Below are 17092 nucleotides of genomic sequence, written 5' to 3'. Positions count from 1 at the left end.
TTATTTATGGTAAAATCTATTTACATGACCAGAATGACTTTTATTGCCATTAAATTCTGTGTTTTTTTCTACTTTATCTGGGAAGTAAGCACGCCCTTTTAAACCACTGTAGCCATAAAACCCAATAAGGGCCAGCAGTACAATAAGATAATATTTTATCGGTTTCAGATTCATTTATTCTCCATTTACAAAAGGTGAGAAATTGCTGTTATTCCATCTTCTTTTTTCATAATCGCGCATTAAAAGCCAGCAAATGGCCGGAAAAATACAAAGTAATAATATAGTGGTTATCGTATTGCCCCACATGGTTACATTGCTCACCGCTTTGATGTAAAGGTTATTTCTAAACACATCTCCTGATGATGGATACACATTTAAATGATATTTTCCCTTAGGTATTTCTGATAACACAACCGATTCTCTTGTGGAACCTTCCGACCAGCTTTCGCCATCTTCAGTACCATGATAATATTCGATCCCTTTACTTACTTCCCATGTTTTGTTATCGCTTTCGTTAACCAGTACAATGGTGGTTTCCAGCCAGTTATTGTCAACTGATGAAGCAATCTCAAATTCGATATTTGATGATTCATCATCAAGCGTAAAAGATGGCGTAATAAATGATTTGAAAGCATCAGGACCGCCTTTGGTATCATAAACAATTAAAAAATCATCGTTTATAAGCTCCTTTTCAGGTTTTACTGTATGGAACAGTATATGGAACAGCAGTACTAAGATAATGGCTACACCTGTTATCTTTAATGAGGCTGTCCACCTGTCAAAAGCTTTTGATGGTTGGTTTGCACCAATCCCAATCTGCTGGGGTAAGTCGTTTTTATCAATGTTGAATGCATTTGCAATAAATTCAGCATCAAGGTATTCGCTAATGTAATAGTCGGTTTTGTGGCTGGTTTTGCCAACCTCCTTTACAACCATAAATGGCGGGGCAATATACTCGGTAGCTTTAACCTTTTCATTCACTACATCCCAATCCACTTCACCAAGCATAGCTGTGACTACTGGCGTGTATTTATTGAAAAGTTTGTACTCAACATCTTTATAACCAATGCTTAACCCATACGATATGGGTTCTTTATAATCTGGAAGAAAATCTTTGCTGGCAATAAAATTCCAATGCCCATCGAATTCGGATAAGGTAACGTAGCCTTTATCATGGCTGGTTAAAATATATTCCCTCCAGTGGTAATCCGTACCTGCTTCCTTTTTTTCGAGATAGGCAATTATCTTGAATTCAGTGCCGTGGATATTTCCTGTTGAGCCCAGTTTTAATACCAAAACTTTTTCAGGTTGATCTAGTTTTCTGTTCAGCCTTGTTTCTGCCCTGGTAAAAATATGTAGGTACGAGAAGCAAGATGAGCAAACTATATACTCGCTTTTAGCTGGCTCGTAAAGCACAATATCTTGTTTGCAAATCGAACAAGTAATTGTCTCTGATAGTTTAAAAAATGATTTTACTGAATTCTCCATTAGCGAACAACTTCAGTTTTCTGTATTTCTATACCCTCAAAGAAATGGAGTACAGCGGCATAAATATCTTTAACCTTTTGAGTATTGTCTTTTTGGTAGTTTGATAAAAAGATATCAAAAGTTGCCAATTTAAATTCAGGCCACGTATGGATAGACAGGTGAGATTCTGTTAAACAGATTACAGCTGTAAAGCCCCCATTAGGAAAATCGTGATAAACCTCGCCAACCTTTTCCAGCCCATTTGTCTTAATTAAGCTGTTAAACAGCGCTTTACAATCATGAAAAGAAGAAAGGTGTTCAGTTTTTTCAGACGAGAACTCTGATAAAATATGTAAGCCAGGATTGTAGTTCATTGAGCGTTTGGTATCTTCCAAAAATATGAATTATTTTAAATGTAAGAATACTTTAATAGCAGAATTTAAAATGGACTATCTGCAATAAAATAATCGTTGGTATCATCTGCCAAAGGAATATAAATCCGTTCCCATTCATTACCTTCTATAACTTGCCAGGTGTGTCCTTCTCCGGCTGTATCATTGGCAATGAGTATAATCCCTGGCTCTATAATAAAAGTTTCGCCATTGCTTACTGTAAACCGAAGTTTACCCTTAAGCGTAATTACATATTGGCGCCTTGGTGCAGGGTGGGGAATTTTCTCTAAAGCGGATACATCAGTTTGTGCGAAAAAATAACTGGCATTGATATGCTGACGGATTGGTATTGTACCCGTTTCAAAGGCACATTTGTTATTTTCAATATTAATTAAACGGATGGCTTTTATGAAATTTTTAGTTGTTTCGGCTTGGTCTGTATTCATCTGCAAAATAAAGTTTGTTTTTTAAAATTTTAATTCGGTTTGTCCTTTTTGGGCAACTTCACGTTCGTGTTGTAGCAGCCATTGCTTACGCCATAAACCACCTGCATACCCTACCAGTTTGCCGTTACTTCCAATTACCCTATGACATGGTACTACAATGGCAATATTATTTTTTCCGTTTGCTGCGGCAATAGCCCGTATCGCTAATGGATTGTGTGCAGAAAATTTGGCATATGAAGTGGTTTCGCCAAAAGGTATGGTCAATAAATGCTGCCAGACTTCCTGCTGAAATTCAGTCCCTTTTTGTTTCATCGGGAAATCGAAATCCTTTAAATCGCCTTTAAAATAGTTATTTAACTGGTTGGCTACCTTTACTGTAAGTGCATTTTCTGATAATCCTGTAATATCCTTTTCAGCAAAAGTAATTACCTGTACAAATTCGTCGTCAGCTAAGATGGTTACTGTGCCAACGGGCGATTCTATAACTGATGCGTAGTTCATATCATAATTACTTTAACCACAGATTCACACGGATGAAGACAGATTGTTTTGCACATTATTTAGTCTTTTATGTTCCGCTCCTAATTTAAACTTTTAAATATCTGTAATCTCATTTGTGATGCTACGAAAAAATATCATCTGTGTTTATTCTCTTTATCTGTGGTTCAAACTTTTTTCTGCACCGCCTAAATCTGAACAAAATTACAACAATACAACAATTTAAGCATGCAATATTTATCAATAAAAGTATCTTTGCGGTTATGCAATTGGCCAAAGAGGTTAAATATTTAATTCACAAGGAAGTATTGTTAGAGTGGCGCTCCAAATATACCATTAACGGCGTATTACTCTATGTGGTTTCTACCATTTTTACGTGTTACCTCTCTTTTGTTAGCCTGGGCGATAAATTAACATGGAATGCCTTGTTTTGGATCATCATGCTTTTTGCCTCAATTAATGGCGTATCGAAAAGTTTTTTGCAAGAAACCAAAGGACAGCAGTTATACAGTTACATTTTGGCAAGTCCGGCTGCGGTTTTAATTTCTAAAACGGTTTACAATACACTGCTCATGTTGGTGCTGACTACAATTGCTTTAGGTTTTTATACATTGGTTTTCGATTCTTTTACCCCGCCCGATTTAGTGATGTATTACATAGCCGTGGTATTGGGCAGCATCAGTTTTTCTACTGTATTTACAATGGTTTCGGCAATTGCAAGCAAAGCGGGAAATGGTGGAATGTTGATGGCTATTTTAAGCTTTCCCATCATTATTCCAGTATTGATCTTATTAATTAAACTGGCCAAAAATGCTGTTGATGGTTTGCCATGGGAAAATAGTTACGATGAAATAGCAATGTTACTGGTGGTGAATGTACTGGTGGTGGCAACGTCTTTATTGTTATTTCCTTACCTTTGGAGGGATTAAAAAATGATTGAATGAGAGATGGATTGAATGATAGAATAGAGAATAACATTCACTAATTCAATCATTCAGAACTCAATAATTATATAGGTATGAATAAAACTTGGTGGAAAATTTTAGGTTCGGTTTTGGTAATTTATACTGCAATAGCAGGTTTGTTGCTTGGTGTACCGCATCTGGCTATTTTGAACGAAACAATCCGTAATCTGTATTTCCATGTTCCGATGTGGTTTGCCATGATCGTACTCTTTTCGATCTCTGTTTTTTACAGTGTAAAGTCATTAAGCAGTAAAAGTGAAATCGACGATATTAAAGCCGTAGAAAGTGTAAACGCTGGGATAGTTTTTGGCGTTTTAGGTTTAGTAACGGGCGCCATCTGGGCAAAATATACCTGGGGACAGTTTTGGAGTTTCGATCCTAAACAGAATTTTGCTGCCATTTCAATTTTGCTCTATTTTGCCTACCTCATTCTTCGCAATGCGATAGACGAAGAACAGAAAAGAGCCAAGATTTCGGCCATTTACAATATTTTTGCCTTCCCAATGATGGTGGTATTACTTTTTGTTTTACCCCGCTTAAAAGACTCATTGCATCCGGGTAACGGTGGTAATCCCGGCTTTAACAGTTACGATTTAGATAGCCGCATGCGTATGGTATTTTATCCTGCATGTTTGGGTTGGATATTAATCGGTTACTGGGTTTATACCATTCGTTTCAGAATACGTAATATAGAAAACAAACAACAACATAACTAAAATGAAAAAAATATTTTTCTCCCTGATATTAATGATGGCCACTATGCAATTATTTGCGCAGGATAATGGCGTAGAAATGGCTGATAGCCTTCGTAGCAATGGAAAGATATATGTTGTGGTAATATGTATCGTAATTATTCTTGTAGGTTTATTGGCCTACCTGTTCTCAATCGACAAAAGATTAAAGAAGATCGAAAGAGAAAACCAAACTGATAAATAACTGCGTAAATAAGAATGCGGGTTAAAATCCTATTTGGCTTTAATGGTCGGTAAATGGATATATTTTAAGACTAAGTTTATCAGTTTTTTGTATTTATCTTTCTGTAAAAGAGGTTTTTATTAATTTTAAAAGCCCTAATTAAAAATACAGCGCAGTAACTACATAAAATACCTACATCACAGTATTGTTTTTTGATTATTTATTGATCAAGTTTGGTTAGTTATAAATTAAATCAACGGGACGATTTAGGTTAACTTTAAGAAGTGATCAATACAATTGGTCACTTTTTTTGTGTGCCATTTTTTACAGGCATTTGCAATATTCGTAATATTGATCTGTTTTTTGGCTTCTATTTGTTTAGTGTTGCAACAAAAGGCTGTTTTGAATATTTTTTTTATAATTTTTTTTAGATCAAAAAATCTGTAATAATACCTATAAAAATAGTCGTTTTTATGGTGTAGGCCAACTAAGATATCTGCATTTAAATGTATTTAGGTATAGTTTTTAGACAATTTTCTCCAATGGGTATAAAAGCTGTTGTTAGGCTAAAATAGAATGGTGTTTGCTTTACACTAAGTCTTTTTGCATTTGGATATGTGCAGTTTTTTTAGGCAATTTTGCATCGAAAACTTATTCAATATAAAAAATAAATAATGGCTAATCTAGCAGACGAGAACAAGTTCTTTGCAGATGTTTGTAAGAACTTTGACAGTGCGGCTCAATTCACCAATCATCCAGAAGGTTTATTGAACCAGATTAAAACATGTAATAGTGTGTATCGTTTCCAATTCCCAATCCGCCGCGGAAACGGTTTTGAAGTAATTGATGCTTGGCGCGTAGAACACTCTCACCACATGAGCCCTACCAAGGGTGGTATCCGTTACAGTGAAATGGTAAACGAAGATGAGGTTATGGCGCTTGCAGCCCTAATGACTTACAAGTGTGCCATTGTTAACGTTCCATTTGGCGGCGCAAAAGGTGGTATTAAAATTAACACTAAACAATACAGTGTTGCCGAGTTAGAAACCATCACCCGCCGTTATACTACAGAATTAATTAAGAAAAACTTTATTGGCCCTGGTATCGATGTTCCTGCTCCTGATTATGGATCTGGCGAACGCGAAATGAGCTGGATTGCCGATACCTATATGACCATGAATCCCGGTCAGTTAGATGCATTAGGCTGTGTAACTGGTAAACCAATTGCGCTACATGGTATCCGTGGCCGTAAAGAAGCTACAGGACGTGGTGTTGCTTATGCTGTGCGCGAATGTGTAGAAGTGGCAGAAGATATGGCTAAAATAGGTTTTAAAGCTGGCTTAGGCGATAAAAGAGTAATTGTACAAGGTTTAGGTAATGTGGGCTACCATTCGGCTAAATTTTTAGCAGAATTTGGTGCTACTATTGTAGGTTTATGTGAGTTTGAAGGTGCTATTTACAATCCTAATGGACTAAATGTGGATGAGGTTTTTGCACACCGTAAAAATACTGGCTCGATCTTAGGGTTCCCTGGTGCTAAAGATTTTAAAAATTCGATGGAAGGTTTAGAGCAAGATTGCGACATCATTGTTCCTGCAGCTCTAGAAAACCAGTTTACCGAGCTTAACATCCGTAATATCAAGGCAAAAATTATTGCTGAAGGTGCAAATGGTCCAACAACGCCAGAAGCTGAAACCATTTTTACCGAAATGGGTGGTATCATCATTCCTGATATGTATTGCAATGCGGGTGGTGTTACGGTTTCTTATTTCGAGTGGTTGAAAAATCTTTCTCACGTGGCTTTCGGCCGTATGGAGAACCGTTATGCCGCTAACTCAAATGCCAATCTGATTAATACTTTAGAAAACCTGACCGGTAAAACGATTCTTCCTGAGCATCGTTTAATGATTGTTAAAGGTGCATCTGAAATGGAATTGGTAAACTCTGGTTTAGAAGATACCATGATTCATTCTTACCACGAAATCCGCGAAACGTTAATGAACAAACCAGCAACTCAAACATTGAGAACAGCTGCTTTTGTAAATTCAATCGATAAAATTGCGGTTTCTTATATGAATTTGGGCGTTTGGCCATAATCAGCTAATCGTCATTGCGAATCCCGATCCTTATTGGGATTCGCAATCTTATTATAAAGCCCTGCAGAATTTAAAACTGCAGGGCTTTTTTGTGCCTAAGTTCGCTATTTGAATCTTTTGCTGGCTGTGTAAGTCACTTCTAGCTTTTTTTATTTTGGAAATGATAGGTCTGCATTCCATAGGAGTGGGCTAGTCCTGCTGTACCTCCTGCCGATGAAGGATCGGCATCCGTCCCATCAGGTTTAGGTACAATGGACAGTTAACCTGCGTAAATCATCCGAATCCATGTTTGGTGGCTCACCAAGTGAATTATCATGTTAGGTAATCTATTAGGATGTTTGTCATTCTGAGCCTGTCGAAGAACTAATGTTATTTTTATTGACACCGCAAACATTATAGTCTGCGTAAATCATCTTCAATCTGCAGGAAAACCATTACTTGTGTATCGAAATATCAAGAGCCGATTTCAGATTTAACTGATTTTGTAAACCATTTTTAAACGTTTTTAAAAGCTGGATCAAAGCGTTGGTATCCTCATTTAAAAATGAAAGTTCAGATTCCAGTTTGATTTTGTCCTTTTCTATGCTTTTTGCTTTGATCTCTAATTGACTAAAAGTACCCAGTTTATCTGCAATTAAGGGCATTGGTATTTGTTTAATCAACTTTTTAAAATCTACTTTAAAATAAAAGAAATCGTCAGATGATACCCTTTTTAGATCAGGTTTAGCGCTTTGCACAGTGCTTAATTGAATATTACCACTATTGCCTTTAAAATAAACCTGGTACAATGGAATCATCGAACTGCTGATCTTTCCGGTAGATTGATCTAATGCGCCCAGCGATTTAAGATAATCACTTACTTCCCGGTCATTGGCAGTCAGGTTCATGGAAATAAAAGGAATCTTCCGGTCCTGAAGTACTTTTTTTTCAACCCTTTCAAAATCATCATTGTATTCATAACCTACAACAGTATCTACCTGTGTAATGGTGTTAATCCATTCAAAATCTACATAATCTTTGTAAAATCTGAAAAAGCTATCTTTTGAAAGGAGAGAAGGACTTACCGTCTGATTTTTCTTCATTAACTCGGATTTAAATTTTCCGTTTAGCCACATACTTATTGTGCTTTCTGGATTTAAGACCCGGTGCTGTGGCTTAGCTGATGGTTCAAACATCTTATTTATAAACTCATTGCTGAAATTAATTTTTCCATCAGTAAAATTAATTTTGCTAAAGTTCTCGGTATTTTGAAACGAAATATGATCAGAAAGGTTTATAAGGTCGTTAAATCGACTTTCGCCAACTTTAATCATGTTTTTGCGGTTCAGTATTTCTACCAGCGTAGTTTTTATCTGTTCTTTTTTTGGTGTATAAGCTAAAGCGACAGTTGTTTTGTTAAATAAGATATAAAAGGTCGAATCTTTGGATTGAAAGAAATTTTTATCCTTTTTAATCAGCGGCAAAGCAGATTTTTTTTGAATAAAACGGTTAAATGCTAGCGTATCTGTTATTTCAAAAGTCGAAAAAAAAGTAGTTTTTGCTTTTCCGTTTAAACTATATAGGTAAATGTTTGCCGGAATTTTCAATCCTGTGTTTAAGTCGTCTACCTTTTCCTTAATCCCTTTTTTATCTGCTCCCGAATATTGACTTGGATGTTTTATATAACTAACCGCAATGGTTTTGTATAGCTCATCAACATTAATTTTAAGCAATGCATTGGTAGACCCAGGGATGGATATATTATTGGCCTGTATTTGCCTGTATTTGAAAAAGCCAAAATAACAAAGCAGCAGCAATATTACTATTGCTGCTGCTATTTTTAAAAATTTCTTCATAAAGTATAGTTAACTGTTTAAATTGGTTAATCGGTTAACTGTAAACTGCCAACTGATCATTGCCAACTAAACTACTTAGCTGCATTTTCAATTAAAGAAAACAGATATTTCAAAGCGTTTTCATGTCCGTTCGGAATTTCTGCGCTAATATCTGCTGAAACCAATCTGCCCTTAATCGGGTTCGATTTCATGTATACATTGCCCATTTTTTCTAAAGTGCTGTTAAATTTCTTAGCGGTTTCTTCACCCCCAATTTCCGAATCTGGTACTTTGCCCACAAGGTTTTTGGCATTAAATAAAAAGCTGAAATTGTTTTTGCTCAATAGCTGTTTGTGCAGTTTGCTTAATTTGTTGTTGTATTGATTGTTGCCAATACCCTGCATTTCAGTTAACGAATTACCGAAAAATACAATACCATCTTTAATCATAAAGTAAATATCAATCGGGCTTTTCTTTTCCAATATTTTATAAATGTTGTTCTCAACAGATACATAATTTTTGTTTACGCCATATTTAATCAGTTTGTTAATCAATCTGTGATCTTCTGATGAAAACATGAAAAGGAAATCAGGCAACGTTTCTTTCTTGGTTTTAACTATTTCTTTTTGTTTGTAATCATCATCATATTCGTAAGTGGTGTAAGTAACGTCTTTGGTGTTTAATCCATTGATTACGAATAACGCATCACCTTTAATTACATTACTTACCGCTTCTTCATCTAGCAAAAGACTGAAGAGCTCAGCGCCAAGATCAATTTCTTCATCCATTTTAGCGCCCAAAAATGAACCATAGGTTTGTTTCAATAATTTAGGGAATTCTTCCAGATAAGCTTTGGTATCGATAGAATAGCTCATAAAACCAAGCGCTTTTTCGCTGTTTACATATTTCAAAAAGTTTTTGTTTAACTTTCTGTTCATGATTTTTTTATACGCATCTGCCTGTTCCTGAGCCAATTCTAAGCCTGTAGAGATGCGGAAACTTTTATCATCCATAAAAAGTTTCGCATTTAATGCACCATAACCTTTCATCAGCCCAGCTTTTCCATAAGTGCCAAATTCTGGCGCAATCGAATTATAAACATCTTGAAGGCTCGATACCCAAAGTTCTGCAATGGCTTTATTATCTAAACTCGCCGTGTATGATTTATTGTTTTCGATAGACGCGTAAGTGCCATTAAAAATCTGATCGGCCTGGGCCGTCATCCAGGTGAAAGCCAATCTCTTTTTCTTTGCATCTTGTTCTAAACGTTCTTGTTGGTAAGCATCATATTGCTCATCAACGATACCATGAACTGGAGTCATGCCGCCTGCAGTATCGAGTGCGAACTCTCTTGCTTCTTCAAAATCTGGATCTATTTTAGCAATTTTTTTAAATTTTTTGGCGGCTTTCTTTTTACCAGTTTTTTTCGTTCCAGCCGTTTTTTTAGTATTCTTCTTCGCCGTCGATTTTTTCTTAACTTTTACTTTTTCAACAACAGGGGATTCAACTGCCTCTACCATAGGCTCATCTGTCTTTGCATAAGTAGAATCTACAGCCACAGCCGCGCTATCAATAGCTATTGCATCCTCACTTTGGAACCTTATATCTTTAATTCCATAACGTGCAGATTTAACTGAATCAGCAAAGAAAGATCCTTTGATGCTTCCGGTTACAAAATACAGCATGTTGTTGTTCCATTTAATAATACTGGTGCTATCAGGTAAAACAATCGTACGGATATCGCCCTGCTGTGTAAGCTTTTTCTCTTTGTTGTCAATCAGACTTTCAAATTTTTTGGCATCTTTTATCGGAATAAGAAAACAGTTATACGTAATACTATCACTTAACTGATTAAAGTAATACATGTTTTTCTCCAGGTTAATGCCGAAATCTTCTATGCTGGTAAAGCTTTTATCGAGTGATTTTGAAGTTTCGGTCAGTAATTTCTTGCCTAGAAAAGATTCGTTAAAATCTTTTACAAACATTAACTTAAATATATTATCACCTTTAATTGTGGCAACTGTAAAGGCGTTAGCGGGTATTTTCTTAACTAGATCCTGCGCCTTTGCCAGGTTAAACGATAAGAAAAGAGCGATAGCAATTAGAATTTTTTTCATTGGATATAATTTGTTTTCAGTGGGATGAAACTATCGCGGATTACACATTGGTTTCATTTTATTTAGATAGTTGTATAGAATTAGATACGTTAATTTTTCCGTTAATTAAATCCATAATGCTGCTTTTTAACATCACTGCTTTTTTAGATTTCGAGACATTTGATGCCGGATTGGTACTACTTGTTACAGCAGATTCGAAACGATAGATGCTGGTGTAAGTTGCGCCGTTAAAAACCGCTTTATCTTTTGCTTTTAATTTATTGAATGCTGTTTTAGCGGTACCTACTGCCTGATATTTTCGGCTAAAGATTTTGGTGGCCTTGTTATAAGTATACGAGGAGGTATTAGTGGCCTTAATTTTTTGCTTGGCAAGGATGTTTTTGGTGATGTTATTGATATTTGAAACATCTTTAAAAGAAAAACTAATGGTTGCGATATAATTGTTAAAATCGCTTGTACTTTTCACATTAGAAATCCCTTCCGATTTTTTTAAATAGGCCACTGCTTCATTTAATTCCTGTTGAATTTTTTGTTTACTGGGTACCTTATAGCCCTGTACACTGTCTAAAAGCATTACCGAAGCTACTTTGGTTTTACTCTGGCTCAGGTTTATGGTAAGTACCACATCGCCGGTTCCATCGTTTTTCATGGCAATTTCTTCAATTACTTCAAAACAAGAGCTTAAAAAGGGCATCAAAACTATAAACAACAAAAGCTTATAAAACTGCTTTAATTTCATGTTAATCCGGTTTATGTTCTATTGTGGGATGTAAAAAAGGAATGATTATCTGACAGGCCAAACTTAACAATTTCAGCCCAAACTTTTAAACGATTTAAGATATTCCTTAAGATCGGTTATAAATAGGGCTTCAGAAAAAAAATATTTTCCTTCAAAAATCAGGTAATTGTCAATATAAAGACAAGAAAAATGTAAAAGAATGCTGGCTAAGCCGATTTTTCTATCTTTGTTGCCAGCTTTTACAACAAGTATAACCATGAAGAAAAGTGCAATCATTGGATTGATTACCATCGCAATTTCCGTAGGGATTTTATTTAGCTTAAACGCAAATACCGACACCTACTCTAATTTCAAACAGGCAACCCTTTCTGAGAAAGAAGAGCATGTTATGGGCTATTGGGTAAAATCGATGGGCACTTACTACGACGCCGTAAAAGACGCTAACCATTTTTCATTCCATATGAAAGATGAAAAGGGAGAAGTGAGAGAGGTAATTTACGCAGGTACCAAACCGCAGGATTTCGAAAAATCTGAAAAATTAGTGCTTATCGGTAAAATGGATAAGGACAAATTCTACGCATCGAAAATTTTAATGAAATGCCCATCTAAATATAACGATAACCTTGTTGAAATTAATAAAGACGGTAAGGTTGATACGGTGGGTAAGTACGGTGAGAAAAAATATAACTAATTTTAATGGATATTCAATTTGTAGGCGAAAACCTGCTACCGGGTAAAATCGGGCAGTTTTTTATTGTGCTGGCGTTTAGTGCATCATTACTTTCAACAATCGCATATTTTTATGCCAGTCGCGATAAAAATTTAGAAGATAAATCTTGGCGTAACTTAGGTCGGATTGGATTCCTGGTTAATTTTGGTTGTATCATTGGTATCGGAGCAATTTTGTTCTACCTGGTACTGGGCCATTACAATGAATACAGTTATATTTATTGGCACTCTTCAAAACAGCTTCCAATTCATTATATTATTTCTGCTTTTTGGGAAGGACAGGAAGGAAGTTTCTTGCTCTGGGCCTTCTGGCAATCGTTTCTAGGTACTCTATTAATCTGGAAAGCTAAAACCTGGGAGCGTCCTGTAATGACGGTTGTAGCTTTCTCTCAAGTATTTTTAACTTCAATGCTTTTAGGTGTAGAGATTTTTGGTGAGCGCATCGGAAGTTCCCCGTTTATTCTATTAAGAGATTCTCTTGATCTGAAATCAATGGCTCCTGTAGTTTTCGCAAACCCTGAAAACTTCGCCAATTATTTAAAATTTATTACCGATGGTAGAGGATTAAATCCATTGTTGCAAAACTATTGGATGGTTATCCACCCACCAACCTTATTTTTAGGTTTTGCCAGCATGATTGTGCCTTTTGCCTATGGAATTGCGGCTTTGTGGCAAAAAAGGTATAAAGAATGGATTAAACCAGCTATGCCCTGGGCGCTTTTTGCGGTAATGGTTTTGGGTACAGGTATTATTATGGGCTCTTTCTGGGCTTACGAAGCGCTAAATTTTGGCGGTTTCTGGGCTTGGGATCCTGTAGAAAATGCTTCTTTAATTCCATGGTTAACCTTAATTGGTGCCGTACACGTAATGATTGCGTATAAAAATACAGGACATGCTTATTTTACGGCAATTGCCCTGGTTTTTTTAAGTTTCTTATTGGTGCTTTATGCATCGTTTTTAACCCGAAGCGGAATTTTAGGTGATACATCAGTTCACTCGTTTACCGATATGGGGATGTTTGGCCACTTAATTTTATACAATGTTGTTTTCGCTGTTTTAGCAATTGTGCTCATTGTAGTAAGATGGAAAGAATTGCCAATTACCACCAAGGATGAAGAAACTTATTCGCGCGAATTCTGGATGTTTATTGGGGCTTTAGTGGTAACCATCGCTTGTATCCAGGTAATATTCTCTACATCAGTTCCTGTATTTAACAAAGCCTTTGGAACAAACTTTACTCCGCCAATTGATGCTGTAAAATACTACAATCAATGGCAGGCTCCTTTTGCGGTATTAATTACCTTAATTTCAGGTTTCTCTCAATATTTAAAATACAAAAGGACTGATCCACGCAAATTTTATAGCAGTCTGGTATCGGCTATTATTTTCTCTATTGTGTTAACAGCAGGTTTGGTATATGTGGCTGAGATTTATACCAACACCATGTACATCCTGATTACCTTTAGTTGTTTGTTTGCCGTTCTTTCTAATGCTGCAGTATTATATCAGGCTTTCGGTGGTAAGGCAAAATTGGCTGGATCGGCAATTGCACACATTGGTTTTGCCTTCCTGATTTTAGGTGCATTAATTTCTGCCGCTACAAACCAACCTTTATCAATTAATGATACTAAATTTATTCCGGTAAAAGATTTCGAAAAAGTAGAAAAACCTGGCGAGAACATCATGTTATACAAAAACGAACCCAAGAAAATGGGTAAGTACACTGTAACCTATGTTGCCGATACTGCTGTAGCACCCAATACCATTTATACCCTCAATTTTAAAGTTTTAGATAAAGAAGGTAAGGTTAAAGAAGATTTTAACTTACATCCGCACGTGCAGGAAAACGAAAAAATGGGCTTAATTGCCTCTCCTGACACTAAGCATTACCTTACTTATGATGTTTATACCCACATCACCAGTGCGGCCATTAAAAAAACATCACATGAAGATCACGAAGGTCATTCAGATGATGAAAATTATAAAGCGCCGCGTATTGTTAAGGTTTCGGTAGGAGATACCATTCACACCTCAAGTGGTATTGTTACCGTAAAAGATTTAAACAGAAAACCTACTGCAAAAGATTTAGTTTTAGGCCAGGGCGATTATGCTGTTGGTTTACCATTAGAGGTTAACGCTGCAGGTAAAGTTTACAATACAGAGCCTATTTTCTTGATCAAAGGAAATAATACGTTCGATTTTGCCCGTAAGGTGGATGAACTGGATCTGAAATTCCGTTTTGCCAGGGTATTACCAGATGAGAAAAAAGTGGAGCTTCAGATCTTTGAAAAACCGCAACAGGCTAAAGACTGGGTAGTTTTTAAAGCAATAGAATTTCCTTTCATCAATTTATATTGGGCAGGTACTATTGTAATGGTTGTTGGTTTCTTACTTTCAATTTTCAGAAGAAGAAAAGAGGCCAAAACCGCATAAAATCATGGAGGTTGTTTTATTAGGTTCGGGAAACGTTGCCACACACTTAGCAAAAGCATTAAAAGCCATAGGTGAAGATGTAGTACAAGTGTACAGCCCAAACCTTAACCATGCAGCGTTATTGGCTGATCTGATAGCGACCGAAGCTGTAAACGATTTAAATGAGGTTAAACAGCATGCTGATTTATATATTATCTCGGTAAAGGATGATGCCATTGAAACCATAGCCAAATCATTAAAAAATGTAAGCGGTTTGGTGGTGCATACCTCCGGAACTACCGATATTAATATTTTATCGTCACAGGTAAAAAAAGCAGGTGTTTTTTATCCTTTGCAAACTTTTTCGAAAGATAAAGCGGTTTCATTTGAAAATATCCCGCTTTGTATCGAAGCGAGCGATGAAAATCAATTGGCAATTTTGAAGAATCTGGCAGCTAAAATTAGCCGTCAAGTATATGAGTTAGGTGGAGAGAAAAGAAAAGTATTACACCTTGCAGCAGTATTTGCCTGTAATTTTCCGAATCACCTATATGCTCTGGCGAATAAAATTTTAAGTCAGAACGGTTTGGATTTTGAAATCATCAGGCCGTTAATTGCCGAAACAGCCGATAAGGTAATGGGCAATCTACCTGAAAATGTGCAGACTGGGCCGGCAGTTAGGGCTGACGAAAGCACTTTAAATAAACATTTGAGCATGTTAACCGATATGCCCGAATTGCGGAACATTTATCAAACATTGAGCGATAGCATAAAATTAACGCTGAAATAGCATAATTACGGCTTTTGCTTCTTACTTTTGCAAAATAATTATGAGCATTTTTAAACTAAAAATAAATTTTGAAGAAGCAGATCACGAATCTATTGAATTACCAATAGCAGCGGGAGAATCTGTTTTAGATGTTTGTCTGGATAACGGAATCGAATTACAGCACAACTGTGGTGGTGTTTGTGGTTGCAGTACCTGCCATGTATACGTAACAAAAGGTATGGATAATATCGAAGAGATTTCTGATAAAGAAGAAGACTTTATCGATAGAGCTGTTCGTCCGAAAATTACTTCCCGTTTAGGTTGCCAATGTGTGGTAATTAACGGCGATATCGAAGTTACCATTCCAGATCAGTCTGACTTTATGGGACACTAATTAGTCTGGAGTCCGAAGTCTTCAGTCGGGAGTCGATTAGCCGATTTAAACCGTTAACCGATTAACCAATTCAAATAATTAACCAACAACAAAACAACATGAACAACGATAAATTTGCTTTACCTTTTTACTGGAACGATTACGAAGATATTGCAATGTCTTTATATGAGAAATTTGGTGATGATTTTACAGAAGCCAAAATCTACCGTATCCGCTTTACCGAACTTTTAGAATGGGTTTTAGCGTTGCCAAACTTTAAAGGCACCCGTGAAGAAAGCAGTGAAGGCCATTTAGAGCAAATTCAATCTGCCTGGGTTTACGAGTGGAGAGATAATCAATAATTAGTCCTGAGTTCGGAGTCATCAGTTCAGAGTCAGTACCGAACGCTTAACCCTAAACGCGCGAATGTTTTTACAAAAACTAAAAGAGATCACCACTTTCATTTTTGATGTAGATGGTGTGCTTACCGATGGATCAGTTCAGGTTACTGATAATGGGCAGTCGTTGCGCACTTTTAACATTAAAGATGGTTACGCCATGCAGTTGGCGGTTAAAAAAGGATATAACATCTGTATTATATCTGGTGGAGATGGTATTGCTATGGGGAAGCGTTTTTTCAATCTGGGTGTAACTGATGTTTTCCTCGGAACAGGAGATAAGGTGGCCATTTTTAATCAATATCTTCAGGATAAAAACATTACTGCAGGAGAAGTACTTTACATGGGCGACGATATTCCTGATTTAAAAGTAATGAAATTGGTAGGCCTTCCAACCTGCCCAGCTGATGCAGTAGAAGAGATAAAAGCGATATCTACATTCATTTCTCCTTACAATGGAGGCAAAACCGCTGTCCGCGATATTATCGAAAAAGTAATGAAAGTACAGGGCAGATGGCATGATGAAAATCCAAATGCTGCCGATTCGGGTATGTAAATTGGTTTAATAGCCATTGGTTCATTAGTGAATTAGTACAGGTGCCATAACGAATCGTCTTCCTGAACTTGTTTCAGGATCTTTCAGGCAAATAGATTTTTAGTTACCTAATCCTAGCATAGCGAATTCGGATGGTAAAATTCTTTACGAGTTGTCATCAAGAGGGGAGTCGAAAGATCTTTTCGTCATTCATCCAAATAGCTAATTAAGTTAAAAATTTCTCCATTCCGCAGTGCTGCAGTCGAAATGACGACCAAGTTATCGTCACCCTTATTAGAATCGAAACATCTTTAGAGAAGATCAAAGATTATAAATCTCAGACATTAAAATTTGCAATACACCAGATTATATGCGAAATTTACATTAATAAATTAATCAATCGATTGATTAATTTATTAATGTAAAA

The 17092-nt window shown here is 36.3% G+C and carries 18 protein-coding genes; 10 read left to right on the top strand and 8 right to left on the bottom strand.

Going from position 1 to position 17092, the window contains the following annotated elements:
• The 5 genes from AC07VK_RS19165 to AC07VK_RS19145 are packed head-to-tail and all read right to left on the bottom strand — an operon-like array spanning position 1 to position 2806.
• A complete protein-coding gene (locus AC07VK_RS19165; RefSeq protein ID WP_492954638.1) occupies positions 1-174 on the bottom strand; it encodes a hypothetical protein in 174 nt (57 codons plus the stop codon).
• On the bottom strand, positions 175-1488 hold the full coding sequence (locus tag AC07VK_RS19160; RefSeq protein ID WP_493053032.1) for a DUF4178 domain-containing protein: 1314 nt from the start codon (positions 1486-1488) through the stop codon (positions 175-177).
• Complete coding sequence (locus tag AC07VK_RS19155; protein WP_494939812.1) at positions 1488-1862, bottom strand: S-adenosylmethionine decarboxylase family protein; 375 nt, start codon at positions 1860-1862, stop codon at positions 1488-1490. Before AC07VK_RS19155 ends, AC07VK_RS19160 begins: the two co-directional genes overlap by 1 nt.
• Before the next feature lie 44 nt (positions 1863-1906).
• Positions 1907-2305, bottom strand: a complete 399-nt coding sequence (locus tag AC07VK_RS19150) for a cupin domain-containing protein (RefSeq protein WP_492962536.1) — start codon at positions 2303-2305, stop codon at positions 1907-1909.
• 21 nt (positions 2306-2326) lie between these two features.
• On the bottom strand, positions 2327-2806 hold the full coding sequence (locus AC07VK_RS19145) for a methylated-DNA--[protein]-cysteine S-methyltransferase (protein ID WP_492962534.1): 480 nt from the start codon (positions 2804-2806) through the stop codon (positions 2327-2329).
• Between the two features lie 260 nt (positions 2807-3066).
• Here AC07VK_RS19145 and AC07VK_RS19140 point away from each other — a divergent pair, with 260 nt between their 5' ends.
• The 4 genes from AC07VK_RS19140 (at position 3067) to AC07VK_RS19125 (ending at position 6779) form a co-directional block, all read left to right on the top strand.
• The gene (locus AC07VK_RS19140; protein ID WP_492954643.1) at positions 3067-3732 is read left to right on the top strand and encodes a heme exporter protein CcmB; all 666 of its coding nucleotides are present in this window, start codon (positions 3067-3069) and stop codon (positions 3730-3732) included.
• Positions 3733-3821: 89 nt separating this feature from the next.
• Positions 3822-4484: a cytochrome c biogenesis protein CcsA gene (gene ccsA, locus AC07VK_RS19135; protein WP_230143634.1), complete on the top strand. Its 663-nt coding sequence runs from the start codon at positions 3822-3824 to the stop codon at positions 4482-4484.
• Between the two features lies 1 nt (position 4485).
• A complete protein-coding gene (locus AC07VK_RS19130) occupies positions 4486-4704 on the top strand; it encodes a CcmD family protein (protein WP_492962532.1) in 219 nt (72 codons plus the stop codon).
• Between the two features lie 653 nt (positions 4705-5357).
• Entirely contained in the window at positions 5358-6779 is a 1422-nt protein-coding gene (locus AC07VK_RS19125; RefSeq protein ID WP_057932370.1) for a Glu/Leu/Phe/Val family dehydrogenase, read from the top strand.
• 434 nt (positions 6780-7213) lie between these two features.
• On the opposite strand, the gene AC07VK_RS19120 is transcribed toward AC07VK_RS19125, so the two are convergent.
• The 3 genes from AC07VK_RS19120 to AC07VK_RS19110 all read right to left on the bottom strand — a co-directional run bounded on the left by AC07VK_RS19120 (position 7214) and on the right by AC07VK_RS19110 (position 11449).
• Entirely contained in the window at positions 7214-8614 is a 1401-nt protein-coding gene (locus AC07VK_RS19120; RefSeq protein ID WP_492962530.1) for a hypothetical protein, read from the bottom strand.
• 71 nt (positions 8615-8685) lie between these two features.
• Positions 8686-10710, bottom strand: a complete 2025-nt coding sequence (locus AC07VK_RS19115; RefSeq protein WP_492962528.1) for a hypothetical protein — start codon at positions 10708-10710, stop codon at positions 8686-8688.
• Between the two features lie 58 nt (positions 10711-10768).
• Positions 10769-11449 carry a hypothetical protein gene (locus AC07VK_RS19110; RefSeq protein ID WP_492962526.1) on the bottom strand — a complete coding sequence of 227 codons (681 nt, stop codon included), beginning with the start codon at positions 11447-11449 and terminating at the stop codon, positions 10769-10771.
• 256 nt (positions 11450-11705) lie between these two features.
• On the opposite strand from AC07VK_RS19110, the gene AC07VK_RS19105 reads away from it, so the two are divergent.
• The 6 genes from AC07VK_RS19105 (at position 11706) to AC07VK_RS19080 (ending at position 16686) form a co-directional block, all read left to right on the top strand.
• Positions 11706-12140, top strand: a complete 435-nt coding sequence (locus AC07VK_RS19105) for a cytochrome c maturation protein CcmE domain-containing protein (RefSeq protein WP_108200707.1) — start codon at positions 11706-11708, stop codon at positions 12138-12140.
• Between the two features lie 5 nt (positions 12141-12145).
• Positions 12146-14611, top strand: coding sequence for a heme lyase CcmF/NrfE family subunit (locus AC07VK_RS19100; protein ID WP_492962524.1), 2466 nt, complete (start codon positions 12146-12148; stop codon positions 14609-14611).
• Positions 14612-14615: 4 nt separating this feature from the next.
• Entirely contained in the window at positions 14616-15380 is a 765-nt protein-coding gene (locus AC07VK_RS19095; RefSeq protein ID WP_492962522.1) for a Rossmann-like and DUF2520 domain-containing protein, read from the top strand.
• Between the two features lie 40 nt (positions 15381-15420).
• Positions 15421-15753 carry a 2Fe-2S iron-sulfur cluster-binding protein gene (locus AC07VK_RS19090; RefSeq protein ID WP_029275355.1) on the top strand — a complete coding sequence of 111 codons (333 nt, stop codon included), beginning with the start codon at positions 15421-15423 and terminating at the stop codon, positions 15751-15753.
• A 98-nt stretch (positions 15754-15851) separates the two neighbouring features.
• On the top strand, positions 15852-16094 hold the full coding sequence (gene iscX, locus AC07VK_RS19085) for a Fe-S cluster assembly protein IscX (protein ID WP_057932363.1): 243 nt from the start codon (positions 15852-15854) through the stop codon (positions 16092-16094).
• Between the two features lie 64 nt (positions 16095-16158).
• Positions 16159-16686: a KdsC family phosphatase gene (locus AC07VK_RS19080; RefSeq protein ID WP_492954649.1), complete on the top strand. Its 528-nt coding sequence runs from the start codon at positions 16159-16161 to the stop codon at positions 16684-16686.
• The last annotated feature ends 406 nt before the right edge of the window (positions 16687-17092 follow it).

The sequence above is a fragment of the Pedobacter sp. GW821-FHT01D05 genome (assembly GCF_059422505.1).
This window is presented reverse-complemented; position numbering and strand designations above follow the sequence as displayed.

What these genes read in the sequence shown, in the direction of transcription:
- AC07VK_RS19100 (WP_492962524.1), top strand. Translation starts at nt 12,146, where the DNA reads ATGGATATTCAATTTGTAGGCGAAAACCTGCTACCGGGTAAAATCGGG.
- AC07VK_RS19160 (WP_493053032.1), bottom strand. Translation starts at nt 1,488, where the DNA reads ATGGAGAATTCAGTAAAATCATTTTTTAAACTATCAGAGACAATTACT.
- AC07VK_RS19150 (WP_492962536.1), bottom strand. Translation starts at nt 2,305, where the DNA reads ATGAATACAGACCAAGCCGAAACAACTAAAAATTTCATAAAAGCCATC.
- AC07VK_RS19110 (WP_492962526.1), bottom strand. Translation starts at nt 11,449, where the DNA reads ATGAAATTAAAGCAGTTTTATAAGCTTTTGTTGTTTATAGTTTTGATG.
- AC07VK_RS19145 (WP_492962534.1), bottom strand. Translation starts at nt 2,806, where the DNA reads ATGAACTACGCATCAGTTATAGAATCGCCCGTTGGCACAGTAACCATC.
- AC07VK_RS19120 (WP_492962530.1), bottom strand. Translation starts at nt 8,614, where the DNA reads ATGAAGAAATTTTTAAAAATAGCAGCAGCAATAGTAATATTGCTGCTG.
- iscX (WP_057932363.1), top strand. Translation starts at nt 15,852, where the DNA reads ATGAACAACGATAAATTTGCTTTACCTTTTTACTGGAACGATTACGAA.
- ccsA (WP_230143634.1), top strand. Translation starts at nt 3,822, where the DNA reads ATGAATAAAACTTGGTGGAAAATTTTAGGTTCGGTTTTGGTAATTTAT.
- AC07VK_RS19090 (WP_029275355.1), top strand. Translation starts at nt 15,421, where the DNA reads ATGAGCATTTTTAAACTAAAAATAAATTTTGAAGAAGCAGATCACGAA.
- AC07VK_RS19140 (WP_492954643.1), top strand. Translation starts at nt 3,067, where the DNA reads ATGCAATTGGCCAAAGAGGTTAAATATTTAATTCACAAGGAAGTATTG.
- AC07VK_RS19130 (WP_492962532.1), top strand. Translation starts at nt 4,486, where the DNA reads ATGAAAAAAATATTTTTCTCCCTGATATTAATGATGGCCACTATGCAA.
- AC07VK_RS19115 (WP_492962528.1), bottom strand. Translation starts at nt 10,710, where the DNA reads ATGAAAAAAATTCTAATTGCTATCGCTCTTTTCTTATCGTTTAACCTG.
- AC07VK_RS19105 (WP_108200707.1), top strand. Translation starts at nt 11,706, where the DNA reads ATGAAGAAAAGTGCAATCATTGGATTGATTACCATCGCAATTTCCGTA.
- AC07VK_RS19125 (WP_057932370.1), top strand. Translation starts at nt 5,358, where the DNA reads ATGGCTAATCTAGCAGACGAGAACAAGTTCTTTGCAGATGTTTGTAAG.
- AC07VK_RS19095 (WP_492962522.1), top strand. Translation starts at nt 14,616, where the DNA reads ATGGAGGTTGTTTTATTAGGTTCGGGAAACGTTGCCACACACTTAGCA.
- AC07VK_RS19080 (WP_492954649.1), top strand. Translation starts at nt 16,159, where the DNA reads ATGTTTTTACAAAAACTAAAAGAGATCACCACTTTCATTTTTGATGTA.
- AC07VK_RS19165 (WP_492954638.1), bottom strand. Translation starts at nt 174, where the DNA reads ATGAATCTGAAACCGATAAAATATTATCTTATTGTACTGCTGGCCCTT.